Source organism: Pseudomonas sp. JAI115 (assembly GCF_014200835.1).
GTDB lineage: Bacteria > Pseudomonadota > Gammaproteobacteria > Pseudomonadales > Pseudomonadaceae > Aquipseudomonas > Aquipseudomonas putida_A.
On the sequence record NZ_JACHCY010000013.1, the window covers coordinates 1 to 12968 of the forward strand.

The following is a 12968-nucleotide window of genomic DNA, read 5'->3' on the forward strand; positions in this document are numbered from 1 at the left end:
TGCCGACGCAACGGGCGAGTGAGATCGACCAACTGCTGCCGCATCAGTGGGTATCTGTCTGACTTACGCAACGTGAGTTGGGCAGACGCTTACGATCAAACAGATGATTCCGCATGTTTATGGAGTCGACGCTTCCAGCTTTCCTTTTGCAGACGCGCTGCGCGCTACCCTGAGTTACGCAAGTATCAGTTGGATTGGAAGTGGTTGACTGTCGGCCTCCCTGGCCCGCGATGTCAGCATGGAAGGGCTGTCGCGTGGAGCTCATCCGAGCTCGTAAGAGTGCGCTCCTGTACCAGCAAGGTTTCCGCTATCTACGATGAGATATTCCTCGCGAATTCGAGTGCCTTCAAAGTAGCTCTGCAAAATTTCCAATGTGCCCGCAGCATAACGTGCTTGAGCCGAGAGAGACGTGCCGGACATGTGGGGTGTCATGCCATTAAACGGCATGGTTCGCCAGGGATGTTCGGGTGAGGCGGGCTGAGGAAACCAGACGTCTCCTGCATAACCTGCGATATGTCCTGATTTTAAAGCCCTGACAAGTGCATCGCGCTCCACCAGTTTGCCGCGGGCGCAATTGATGAGATAAGTACCACGCTTCATTTGGGCCAGTACCGCTTCGTCGAGCAGGTTTTCGGTGGACGGATAGAGGGGGATCTGAAGGTTGATGATGTCGACAGTCTTGATCAGCGACTGCACATCTGAATGAAATGTTAGGTTCAGCTCATTTTCAATGGTTGAGTCCAGGCGGTGACGCTGGGTGTAATGCAGGTGCAAACCGAATGGTTTAAGCCGACGCAGTACGGCCAAGCCTATTCGCCCAGCGCCGATAGTGCCGAAGTGCAGCCCTTCGATGTCATAGCTTCGGGAAACACAATCCGCGATGTTCCAACCGCCATCAATGGCTGTTTGATGAGCAGGCAAATAATTGCGCACCAGCGACAGCGCCATCATCACCACATGTTCCGCGACACTGATGCTGTTGGAACCAGTGACCTCGGCAACAGTGATATTAGCGCGCGCCGCTGCAGCAAGATCCACATGATCAGAGCCGATACCGGCGGTGAGTGCAACTTTCAGGTTTTTTGCTTTGGTGATCCGGTCTGCGGTCAGATAAGCAGGCCAGAAAGGTTGAGATATAACCACCTCGGCGTCAGGTAGAAGGCGTTCGAACTCAGAGTTCGGCCCGTCCTTGTCGCTGATCACAATCAGCTCATGGCCGCCTCGCTCCAAATAGTTACGAAGACCCAACGCCCCTGAGACACAGCCCACCAGTTCACCGGGTTTGAAACCGAGAGCGCCCATTGGCGTCGGCGCTGTCTGGCCATTGGCATACGTCGTGATGGTTGGAATCTCATCTCTTGCATAACGAGGTGGATAGCCATCAACAGGGTCGGGATACAGAACACAAAGTATTTTTGCCATGAACTTTATCTCCCGTGTGTCGTATGACTTTCGGTTCAGCCGGGATAAAGCGATTGGGTTGTAGGTCGTCCAGGGGCAGTGAAAGGGGGAAGGTGTCCAACTGAGGCCATCTATGTAGCCGTGCACTCAGGATTGGACACCCGGGCCTAACAGGTTTGGCACCTAGTGGTGATAGCCTTCACCCAATTTAACTTTGCCTCTGAAAACGTAATAGCTCCACGCGGTGTAGACCAGAATAAAGGGAAGCGTAAACAGTGCTCCGATCAGCGCAAACAGCTGGCTTGCCACCGGCGAGGCCGCCTGCCACATCGTGATGGAAGGCGGCACGATATTGGGCCAGATGCTGATACCCAAGCCACTGTAGCCAAGGAAAATCACAAGCAGGGTTAACAGAAACGGACTTGCGGTTGCCCGATGCGCAAGCGTAATCAGTGTTGCAATGAAACAGAACAGCAATAGCAGGGGTACAGGCAGGAAGTAGAACAGGTTCGGCATCGTGAACCAGCGTTGCGCGATCTCCGGATGGACGAGCGGCGTCCAGATGCTGATCACTGCAATGACGAATAACAGGGCATAGATAAAGTAGGACGAAAATCGGTACATATCCTCCTGCAATCGGCCTTCAGTTTTCATGATCAGCCAGGTGCTTCCCAACTGGGCATAGGCCACCAGCAGTGCGAAACCACAAAACAGCGGGAAGGGACGAAGCCAGTCGAGACTGCCACCCGCGTAGGCATTGTTGACGACCGGGATACCGTCAAGGAAGGCACCGAGCGCAACGCCTTGACTGAAAGTGGCAACGATAGAACCGCCGACGAAAGCCTTATCCCACCAATGCCGGTTGCGGTCACTGGCCTTGAACCGGAACTCGAAGGCAACACCCCGAAAAATCAGGCCCAGCAACATGATGATCAGGGGCAAATACAGCGCGCTGAGAATGACTGAATAAGCCAATGGGAAGGCTCCGAAAAGTGCGGCGCCACCGAGTACCAGCCACGTCTCGTTGCCATCCCATACGGGCGCAACCGTGTTCATCATGACATCTCGCTCTTCTTTGTCTTTGATCGCAAGAAAGAGCAATCCAACGCCCAGATCAAAGCCATCCATTACGACATACATCATGACGCCGAAGATGATGATCAATGCCCAAATCAAACTTAGGTCGATGCCGCCCATAGCGCTCGCTCCTCAAACTCGGATAATTTTTTGAACATCATTTTTCAACCGCAGCCGAAATTGGCCTGGATGGTGTTCGATGCTGGCCTGCGCCGCCTTCCGGAGCAGGTTCCACCCCATGAGCCTGCGGCCCTTTGTGCACGAGTTTGAGCATGTAAGCGATACCTGCCCCGAACAAGGCAAAGTAAACAAGAACGAACAACACCAAGCTGATGCTGACTTGTGAAACAGTCAGTGGCGATACTGCATCAACCGTCCGCAGTAAGCCGTACACCACCCATGGCTGACGACCCATTTCGGTAGTGACCCATCCGGCCAGCAACGCAATGAGTCCAGAAGGGCCCATGCAGAGCCAGAACACCAGGAATGGACGTGAGGTGTAGAGCTTTTGGCCACGTCGCAGCCACAGGCTCAAAAGTCCTGCAAGGATCATTAGCATCCCCATGCTGACCATCAATCTGAACGTCCAGAAAATCACAGTTGAATTAGGTCGGTCTTCTGGTGGGAATGATTTGAGAGCTGGGATCTGCTTGTCGAGACTGTGGGTGAGAATCAAACTGCCCAGCACCGGGATCTCAATCGCGTAGCGGGTCTTTTCCGCTTTCATATCCGGCCAACCCGCGAGGATGAGCGGCGAGGGCTCTCCGGGAACGTTTTCCCAGTGACCTTCAATCGCGGCGATTTTTGCCGGCTGATGCTCCAGGGTATTGAGGCCATGTGCATCACCGACGACTGCTTGGATCGGCGCGACGATGAGAGCCATCCATGCCGCCATCGACAACATGGTGCGCGCTGCCGGCGTGTCGTGGCCTCGCAGGAGGTGCCAGGCGCCTGATGCACCCACGAAAAATGCTGTCGCAAGAAAGGCCGCAATTGCCATGTGCGCGAGCCGGAACGGGAATGAGGGGTTGAACACAATTGCTAGCCAGTCAACAGGTACCGCTCGACCGCCAACGATTTCGAATCCCTGTGGCGTATGCATCCAGCTGTTGGATGACAGGATCCAGAACGTTGATATCAGGGTACCCAAGGACACCATCGCGGTAGCAAAAAAATGCAGCCCACGGCCAACCTTTTCCCAGCCGAATAGCATGACGCCTAGAAAGCCTGCTTCAAGAAAAAAGGCGGTCAGTACTTCATACGTCAGTAGCGGCCCGTTGATACTGCCAGCGAAATAGGAAAAGCCGCTCCAGTTGGTACCGAATTGATAGGCCATCACTAGGCCCGATACCACACCCATGCCGAAGTTTATGGCAAATATTTTTACCCAAAAAGTGTAAAGATCTTGATATACATCTTGCCCCGTTTTGAGCCACAAACCTTCAAGTACTGTAAGGAAACTGGCCAAGCCTATTGTTATTGCAGGAAAAACGATGTGGACGCCAACAGTGAACGCGAATTGAATTCGCGCTAAATCAATTGCTGTTGAATCGATTATGTCCATGCTTTCTGCCTCTCAGGGGGGGGGCAAATTTTGCCTGGGAATACAGCGGGGAAGGCAACTACGCGAACCCGGTTTATAGGCTGTCCGTTGCCTTGACATGGTGGTGCTTGCCGCCTAGATTTTAGATCACGGTCGAGGAGTGTGAGCAAATATTTCACTATCGTAATGAGAATTGATCTCAGAACTTGACCTATTCACTAGTTCTGTTTTGTGCTGTGTGACTGTGACGTTTACTTTTCTCGTTGAGAGGGTAGAGAGTTACGTAATGCCGCACTATAGCGGCAGGCGATATGCAACCATCGACTCTCGCCATAGAGTTATGAGTCGTACTTGGAGCGATCATGGCTATTAAGCGCAAAGTACCCGGTGTTCGAAATTACGATGGCCCCGCAGGAGGTTGGGGAGCACTTAAGGCCACCGCGACGGCGGTGCGCGAGCAAATGGATACGCTCAAAGCTCCTCTTACGTTGATGAGAACCAATCAGCCAGACGGGTTTGATTGCCCTGGTTGCGCATGGCCAGACAAAGAGCACAAATCAACTTTCCAGTTCTGCGAAAACGGCGCGAAAGCTGTTACTTGGGAGGCCACCAACAAACGCGTACCTCCTGAATTTTTTGCCAAACATCCGGTTGCCACCCTGCTTAAACGTACCGACTACGAACTAGAGGATTTAGGGCGACTGACACATCCGATGGTTTACGACCGGGCAACTGATACCTATCAGCCGGTCGAGTGGGAGACCGCGTTTGCACGAATCGGTGAAATATTGCGCGGACTGCAGCCCAATCAAGTCGAATTTTACACTTCAGGCAGAGCGTCCAATGAGGCAGCTTATTTGTGGCAATTGTTCGCGCGTAATTTGGGTACTAATAACTTTCCTGATTGTTCAAACATGTGTCATGAGCCAACTAGCGTTGGGCTTCCACGTTCCATCGGTATGGGCAAGGGATCTGTATCGCTAGACGATTTTGAGCTGTGCGAACTGGTTATTTCTATCGGACATAACCCAGGCACCAATCATCCAAGAATGATGGGGACGCTACACGAGATTTCCCGGCGTAAAGTTCCAATCATGGTGATGAATCCATTGCGTGAGCGTGCACTAGAGCGATTTGCCGACCCGCAAGACATGATTGAAATGGCCACTTATGGTTCGACCCGTATTGCGTCTACTTATTTGCAGGTCAAGGCCGGTGGTGATGCAGCAGCCATTAAAGGTGTAATGAAGTCCTTGTTGGAAATGGAAGAATCAGTAGGGCAAGTGCTTGATTATGATTTCATTGAAAAACATACCAACGGCTTCGAGGCGCTCAAGGCGGATTTGTTGGCCACCGAATGGCCCGACATCGAATTTGCGAGTGGATTGCTCAAAGCTGACATGGAAAAAGTCGCGGCGGCCTATGCGAAATCCAATGCCACGATCGTGACGTATGGAATGGGGATAACCCAGCACAACGAAGGAACGGCCAACGTAAGACTGATCTGCGATCTTCTGATGTTGCGAGGCAACATCGGTAAGCCCGGCGCGGGCATATGTCCGCTGCGCGGGCATTCCAATGTACAAGGAAATCGAACCGTAGGTATTACCGAGAAACCTTCCAGTGAGTTCCTCGGCAAGATTGAAGAAGTGCTGGGTTTCAAACCTCCAGTTGAGCACGGCCACGACTCAGTGCAGGCCATGCAAGCAATGATTGCAGGCGAGTCAAAGGCGCTGCTTTGTCTGGGGGGAAATTTTGTCGTCGCATTGCCTGATCCAGGCCAGTGTTTTCCGGCGATGGGTAAACTGGACTTGACTGTGCACATCGGTACAAAACTCAATCGCACCCACTTGCTGGTTTCCAAGGAAACGTATCTGTTTCCTTGCTTGGGTCGCACCGAACTCGATGTACAGAACGGAGAGCGCCAATCAATTACCGTCGAAGACTCAATGTCGATGGTTCATGCTTCGGCTGGCAAGTTGATGCCCGCATCCGAGTTTTTGCGATCGGAACCTGCCATCATAGCGGGTATGGCGACTGCCACTCTGCCTGACAGCAAGGTGCGGTGGATGGAACTCTCGCAGAATTACGACAAAATTCGTGATCTGATTGAAAAAACCATTCCAGGCTTTGAGAACTACAACGAACGCATTCGCGTTCCTGGTGGCTTCCGCATGCCGCTGCCCGCGACAGAGCGTATCTGGATGACGCCTTCAGGGAAAGCAGAGTTCTTTGTGTTCCCTGGTTTACATGAAGATAAAGAGGTCGATGGAGACGATGTATTACGGCTGATCACTCTGCGCAGCCATGACCAATACAACACGACGATTTACGCACTGGATGATCGTTATCGTGGCGTATTTGGGCGACGGGATGTGTTGTTTATGAACCCCTCCGATCTCCAGTCACGAGGTCTGGCACATGGTGATTTGGTGGATATCGAAACGGTCGTTTCTGGACGCAAACTGCGCTACGAAAAAATAACGGCTATTGAGTACAAAATATCGGCTGGTTCAGTGGGAGCATACTATCCCGAGGCGAACACACTGGTACCTTTGGACTACATCGACAAAGACAGTGGAACGCCGTCGTACAAGTCGGTGCCCGTGCGTGTGATGCGCTCGGAGCTGAATTGATTACGTAACGGTATCCGGTTGGTCTTTCTTAAATCAAAGGAGGCGCGTTTTGCGCCTCCTTTTTTGTTCCACTAGATGAAGCTTTATGGGGAATATTTCAGTGATGAGCAGCGAAGCTCCTGAACCACAAGCGGTATGCAGTCCAATCACCAGCAGCGCTATTTTCATCGTGGCAACCCTCAAGGCTGGAAAAGAATCCGCAGACAAAGTGAAGAACTGGTGCGCTGATATTGCGGCGATCACACGCTCTGTCGGCAAGCGAGTACCTGCGGGCAATCTTTCTTGTGTCTGTGGATTTTCCTCCAATGCCTGGGACATTTTGTTCGCAAATCCGCGCCCGGTTTCACTGCACGGGTTTCGCGAATTTGGCGTTGACGGGAGACGTGCTGTTTCCACCCCTGGCGATATCCTTTTGCATATTCGTGCTGATCAGATGGATCTTTGTTTTGAGTTAGTGACGCAGCTCACATCGGCGCTGGGAGATGCCATCACGGTCATCGATGAGGTTCATGGGTTTCGATATTTCGACATGCGCAGCATCATCGGATTTGTCGATGGCACCGAAAACCCAGTAGGTCGCAAGGCCTCCCACTTCACGATAGTAGGGGATGAAGACCTTGCCTTCAGTGGCGGAAGCTACGTGATGGTACAGAAATATCTGCACAACATGACGGCATGGAATCAGCTATCTGTCGAAGCACAGGAGCATGTGATCGGGCGGAAAAAGCTTTCTGACATCGAACTGGATGAGTCGGTCAAACCAAGCAATTCGCACAGCTCTTTGACGACGATTACGAAGGATGGTGAGGAGGTGAAAATCTTGCGGGACAACATGCCGTTTGGACGGCCTGGTGCAGGTGAGTTTGGGACTTTTTTCATCGGTTACGCTCGTTCACCCGAACCACTCGAACTGATGCTTGAAAATATGTTCGTCGGCAAACCACCAGGGAATTACGACAGGTTGCTCGACTTCAGTACCGCTGTTACAGGCAACCTGTTTTTTGTGCCGTCATCGGATTTGCTTGAGGCTTTGGCTGATCGATAACCTTCGATATAAACCCTCCCTTTCTTCGCTTTGCTCTCGCTAGGGTAAGGCGTCGGTGATGCACGATTCCGTATCTATTTGCGAACGCTACAGTGCCTGTAACTCGTTCGTCGGCATCACAGTTGACTCATAGAGCGCTTTGATGAGAACCCGACTATCTTGATCGGGTGGCTGCTTCTCCGGCGATGACGCAGCCACTCCCTGCGAAGGGCTTATGAATAATCTCACTGCAACGCGGATTTCATACCTGGCTTCGGTAGGTACCTTTACAAGGAAGTAGATCCATTTGATTGAGCCTGTGTTATCCACCCTTGGAGACAACTCATCATGGCGACACTTTGCGAAATATGTAATGCGAGACCAGCCGTCGCGCGGGTGACGGTCTCGCAAAATGGCCAAGCGAAAACAATGTCCATTTGCGATCACGACTACCGCCAACTCGTCCGTCATCAAAGCATGCTGAATCCGTTTGACTCATTACTGGGTGGAGGGATGTCCCGTTTCTTTGACAACGTGGGTGGCCACTTGGATCAAGGAGATGATGATCTGAGGCTCTCAGCACAGGTGCCCAGAGAGTCCGTTGACGCAACCGATGCCTTCAGTTCCCAGACGATGGAAATCCTCCAGCGAGCTGCTGAGAAGGCCCAGGAACTCAACCGCAGCGAACTCGACACGGAGCATCTGCTGTATGTGTTGGCGGATACCGATGTGGGCACGGCATTGCTCAAGGAGTTGAAGCTCTCTCCAGACGAGATCAAGGGCTACATCGACCAACACGCGCAGCGCGGCAATGTCGGGTCGCCAGTCGATCAGATGACCGTCTCACCACGTCTCAAGAAGGTCTTCAATTTTGCGTTCCAGGCCTCCCGAGACCTCGGGCATTCGTATGTAGGGCCGGAGCATTTGTTGATTGGGTTGTCGGCGGTACCGGAGAGTATTGCCGGCACTCTGTTGAAAAAATATGGGGTCACCCCCGAAGCCTTACGGCAGAAAGTCGTCAAGGTTGTGGGCAAAGGCGCCGAGGATGGTCGGGTGGACACCCCGACTGGGACGCCGACGCTCGACAAGTTCGGTCGAGACCTGACGGCGTTGGCCCGTGAGGGCAAGCTTGATCCTGTACTCGGGCGTGCGCAGGAAATCGAAAACACCATTGAGGTGCTCGCCCGCCGTAGGAAGAATAACCCGGTGCTCATCGGCGAGCCTGGTGTCGGTAAAACCGCGATCGTTGAAGGGCTTGCGCAGCGAATCATCAAGGGCGATGTTCCGGAGATTCTGCGTGGTAGACGCTTGGTTGAAGTGAATCTGAACTCGATGGTTGCTGGTTCAAAATATCGCGGGGAATTCGAAGAACGGGCCAAGCAGTTACTTGATGAGGTCACAGCGAAGAATTCAGAACTGATTTTGTTCATCGACGAGTTGCACACCATCGTCGGTGCGGGTGCAGAGGAGGGCGGGCTGGACATTGCCAACGTACTCAAGCCTGCGCTGGCCCGGGGTGAGCTCAGCCTCATTGGTGCGACAACGCTTAATGAGTACCAAAAACACATCGAAAAAGATGCCGCGCTTGAACGGCGCTTTCAACCGGTGTTGGTACCAGAGCCAACTGTCGACCAGACCATCATTATCTTGCGTGGCCTACGCGATAAGCTTGAGGCGCACCATCAAGTGACATTTGCCGATGAAGCTTTCGTTGCCGCCGCCGAGCTGTCGGATCGATACATCACCTCGCGTTACTTGCCTGATAAGGCCATCGACCTGATCGACCAGGCGGCTGCGCGCGTTCGCATCAGCTCCAGTTCAAGACCAGCAAGCATCCAGGAACTCGAAGCTGAAATTACCCAGCTGAAGCGCGAACAAGACTATTCGTCCTCACGCAAACGCTTCGACGAAGCCAAGGGTTTTGAAGAGCGCATCAATCAGAAGCAAGCACAGCTGGAAGAAGAAACCGAAGCCTGGCAGCGCAAGACCGGTTCTGAAACTCTTGAGGTCACAATGGCCTCGATTGCCGATGTCGTATCGCGCCTGACGGGTATCCCGGTCACCGAACTCACGCAGGAAGAGCGGCAAAAACTGCTGAACATGGAAGACACCCTACGTGATCGCCTGGTTGGTCAGGAAGACGCGGTTCTGGCCGTCAGCGACGCGGTGCGTTTATCCCGTGCAGGGTTAGGACAATCGAATCGGCCAATTGCGACGTTTCTGTTTCTTGGCCCTACCGGTGTCGGTAAAACCGAACTGGCCAAGGCTTTGGCAGAGGCGGTGTTTGGCGACGAGCAATCGATTATCCGCATCGACATGTCCGAGTACATGGAGCGGCATGCTGTGGCAAGACTGATCGGTGCGCCGCCCGGATACGTAGGCTATGACGAAGGCGGTCAGTTGACTGAGCGCGTCCGCCGCAAACCCTACAGCGTGATCCTGCTTGACGAAATCGAGAAAGCGCATCCCGATGTGAGCAACGTATTGCTGCAAGTGTTCGATGATGGGCGCCTCACAGACGGAAAGGGGCGGGTCGTGGATTTCAGCAATACCATCATCATCGCGACCAGCAACCTTGGCTCGTCCGTGATCATGGACAATCTTGAGAGGCCGGAGGATGAACGCCTCACTGAGAAAGCCCTGCGTGATGAATTGATGGACGTACTCAAGGGACATTTCCGCCCCGAGTTCCTGAACCGTATCGATGACATCATCGTGTTCCATGCCTTGAGCCGCGACAATATCCGGGCCATCGTGGGCATTCAGCTCGACCGAGTGACTCGAACCGCCGCAGCACAGAGCATCACGTTGAAAATCGATGACTCGCTTGTTGACCACTTGGCCGACGTTGGCTACCAGCCCGAATTTGGCGCACGCGAATTAAAACGGCAGATTCGCCAAACCGTCGAAACGCGACTTGCCAAGGAGATGCTTGCCGACAAACTTAAAGCCGGCGACAGCGTTGAGTTGGGTTATGACAAGGGGCGTGATGAAGTGATCTTCAACAAGGTCGAGGTTGATGAGCCTAAGGCTTCTGAAAAGACTAGTCCACCGGCAGATCAGCCAAAGCAACCCGATGATTCAGCTTCTACGGCGGGCACTGGAACTTGACGTAAAACCAATATCGACCGAGGAGCGGGCCTGATGAGGTATTGATCACAGGCCTGCTTCGCTTTTCATCAAGGTATTGCTAGCCGAAAAGTTCAGGTGGTTCACAGACCGCCTTTCAGCTTAGGACATAGTCAACAGGTTGGAGTGGAGGGGGGATATAGGTGCGGCCAATGGCACTCAAGATATCTCGTTCAATCGCTCGAACAAGAGCATCAGTGGGAAGATCGTTTTCATCCCGTCCAAAAGGATCTTCCAACTCATCTCCGATGGCATCAAGTCCAAAAAATGTATAGCTGACTATCGCGGTGAAAATTGGCGCAATCCACCCCAAAGGTTCGGCCAGCGCGAAGGGCAGCAGTATGCAAAAGAGATAGATGGTGCGGTGCAGGAGCAATGTGTATGGAAAGGGAAGGGGGGTGTTTTTAATACGCTCGCAAATTGCCTGGGCCTCACACAAGCCCGTTAATCGCTGCTCCAGCGTCACATATCGCCACTCACTGATTATGTTTTCTTGAGCCAGGCGTGAACACTCCCTACCCGTTTCTTGCAAAATGCCATCGCTGATGTTGAAGGTCGGGGTGATCTTGATCAGAAGGCCTGGTACCCAGGGTCGAGCAGCTTTCAGCTCATCTTCATTGCGAAGCCTTGCGTTAAGCGTATGAGCGAACCCACACAATCCCAACAACATCCTTTCCCTTAACTCAGCGTCCTGAATGACACAGCTCTCGCGGATGAAAGAGCGTACTTCGATGATGATTCTTCCCCATTCCTTGCGTCCCTCCCACCACCGATCGTAACAAGCGGAATTGCGAAAGCTCATGAAGATGGACAGTGACAGGCCTAGTAGGGTGAAAGGTGTGGCGTTGACGCGTGAGAAGAACGCAGGATGCATGCTTTCAATCAATACGATGATGGAGGCCAGGACGGTGACCATGATGCTTCGCCGAACGATACGTTTAGCGATAGATCCTTTCAGCGTAACCAAAACGTTTAGCATGTTTGGTTTGGGATGAACGATCATGGTTACCCCGCAAACGAATGAAAGGATTGGAAGTTAACCACCCGTCATGTTCATGAAGCGCAGAATCTGGACGTCACCATTGGTTTCGAAATGGTGGCTGTAGGGCTTCAGCGTCATAGCCTCACGGATGGCTCTGTCAAGCCGCTCGCTATCTGCAGGGTAGCTGCGAAGAATCTGTTTCAGATCGCTGGAGTGTTCGTTACCCAGGCACAGGAGCAGTCGACCTTCGACCGTTACTCTCACCCGATTGCAGCTCCCGCAAAAGTTATGGCTATGGGGTGAAATGAAGCCAACTCTGATATTGGGTGCTTCCGCGATCCGCCAGTAGCTGGATGGGCCTTGGGTGGACTCGGCTGACTCGATCAAAGTGAAGACTTCGCTCAGGCGCGCTCGAACCTCGTCACTTGAACAGTAGGACTCATTGCGCTGGTGCTCAGTGATGACCCCCAGCGGCATTTCTTCAATGAAGGAAATATCTAGCTGTCTATCGATGGCAAATCGCACTAGGTCAACCACTTCAGTATCGTTACGTCCCTTGAGCACTACACAGTTAAGTTTAGTGTGACGAAAATCGGCGGCAAGGGCAGCGTCGATTCCAGCAATCACTCGGCTTAGATCGCCTGTTCTTGTCAGTGATTTGAAAAGCTGGCTATTCAAGCTGTCCAGACTGATGTTCAGGCGAGATACGCCAGCATCACGCAAGGGCTTTGCCATGTGGGTGAGTTGCGAGCCATTAGTACTCATGCACAGCTCTCTCAGGCCTGGCAATGTGGCGATCTGGCCACACAGCTTTACAATGCCGTTTCGTACGAGTGGCTCTCCGCCCGTCAGTCGAATTTTCTGCACGCCCAAAGCCACAAACTGCTGTGCTATCTGGAACAGCTCTTCCAACGTCAAAATGCTCTGGCGAGGTAGAAACTGCATGTCTTCTGCCATGCAGTAAACACAACGGAAATCACAGCGATCAGTCACCGACATCCTGAGGTACGTGATTTTTCGATTAAAGCTGTCTGCTAGCTCGTTGTCCGGTATGTCCACTTTTGCCGTACCTTTTCATTGTGATTATCGGTGTCGAGGCGAAAGCATGTTTTGGAGCCAATCTAGGAGAGGAGGAGGTGAAATTTAAGCATAGGCAGGCGTCCGAGAGGCGTCAAA

The 12968-nt window shown here is 52.7% G+C and carries 8 protein-coding genes; 3 read left to right on the forward strand and 5 right to left on the reverse strand.

Going from position 1 to position 12968, the window contains the following annotated elements:
• Window positions 1-261 precede the first annotated feature (261 nt).
• The 3 genes from HDC30_RS22760 to HDC30_RS22770 all read right to left on the reverse strand — a co-directional run bounded on the left by HDC30_RS22760 (window position 262) and on the right by HDC30_RS22770 (window position 4042).
• Entirely contained in the window at window positions 262-1422 is a 1161-nt protein-coding gene (locus HDC30_RS22760; protein WP_183785055.1) for an NAD-dependent formate dehydrogenase, read from the reverse strand.
• A gap of 162 nt (window positions 1423-1584) precedes the next feature.
• Window positions 1585-2598, reverse strand: a complete 1014-nt coding sequence (gene cydB / locus HDC30_RS22765) for a cytochrome d ubiquinol oxidase subunit II (protein ID WP_183785056.1) — start codon at window positions 2596-2598, stop codon at window positions 1585-1587.
• A 37-nt stretch (window positions 2599-2635) separates the two neighbouring features.
• The gene (locus tag HDC30_RS22770) at window positions 2636-4042 is read right to left on the reverse strand and encodes a cytochrome ubiquinol oxidase subunit I (protein ID WP_183785057.1); all 1407 of its coding nucleotides are present in this window, start codon (window positions 4040-4042) and stop codon (window positions 2636-2638) included.
• Between the two features lie 341 nt (window positions 4043-4383).
• On the opposite strand from HDC30_RS22770, the gene HDC30_RS22775 reads away from it, so the two are divergent.
• The 3 genes from HDC30_RS22775 (at window position 4384) to HDC30_RS22785 (ending at window position 10792) form a co-directional block, all read left to right on the forward strand.
• Window positions 4384-6657 carry an FdhF/YdeP family oxidoreductase gene (locus tag HDC30_RS22775; protein WP_183785059.1) on the forward strand — a complete coding sequence of 758 codons (2274 nt, stop codon included), beginning with the start codon at window positions 4384-4386 and terminating at the stop codon, window positions 6655-6657.
• Between the two features lie 103 nt (window positions 6658-6760).
• Window positions 6761-7702, forward strand: a complete 942-nt coding sequence (locus HDC30_RS22780) for a Dyp-type peroxidase (RefSeq protein ID WP_183785061.1) — start codon at window positions 6761-6763, stop codon at window positions 7700-7702.
• Window positions 7703-8026: 324 nt separating this feature from the next.
• Entirely contained in the window at window positions 8027-10792 is a 2766-nt protein-coding gene (locus HDC30_RS22785; protein WP_409347923.1) for an AAA family ATPase, read from the forward strand.
• Between the two features lie 115 nt (window positions 10793-10907).
• Here HDC30_RS22785 and HDC30_RS22790 read toward each other — a convergent pair whose 3' ends face one another.
• On the reverse strand, window positions 10908-11813 hold the full coding sequence (locus HDC30_RS22790; protein WP_183785065.1) for a bestrophin family protein: 906 nt from the start codon (window positions 11811-11813) through the stop codon (window positions 10908-10910).
• A gap of 33 nt (window positions 11814-11846) precedes the next feature.
• Window positions 11847-12845, reverse strand: a complete 999-nt coding sequence (moaA, locus tag HDC30_RS22795; RefSeq protein ID WP_183785225.1) for a GTP 3',8-cyclase MoaA — start codon at window positions 12843-12845, stop codon at window positions 11847-11849.
• Window positions 12846-12968: the final 123 nt, after the last annotated feature.

Excerpts from the sequence above, each read along its gene's own strand:
- HDC30_RS22775 (WP_183785059.1), top strand. The coding sequence starts at position 4,384 with ATGGCTATTAAGCGCAAAGTACCCGGTGTTCGAAATTACGATGGCCCC.
- HDC30_RS22780 (WP_183785061.1), top strand. The coding sequence starts at position 6,761 with ATGAGCAGCGAAGCTCCTGAACCACAAGCGGTATGCAGTCCAATCACC.
- cydB (WP_183785056.1), bottom strand. The coding sequence starts at position 2,598 with ATGGGCGGCATCGACCTAAGTTTGATTTGGGCATTGATCATCATCTTC.
- HDC30_RS22790 (WP_183785065.1), bottom strand. The coding sequence starts at position 11,813 with ATGATCGTTCATCCCAAACCAAACATGCTAAACGTTTTGGTTACGCTG.
- HDC30_RS22770 (WP_183785057.1), bottom strand. The coding sequence starts at position 4,042 with ATGGACATAATCGATTCAACAGCAATTGATTTAGCGCGAATTCAATTC.
- HDC30_RS22760 (WP_183785055.1), bottom strand. The coding sequence starts at position 1,422 with ATGGCAAAAATACTTTGTGTTCTGTATCCCGACCCTGTTGATGGCTAT.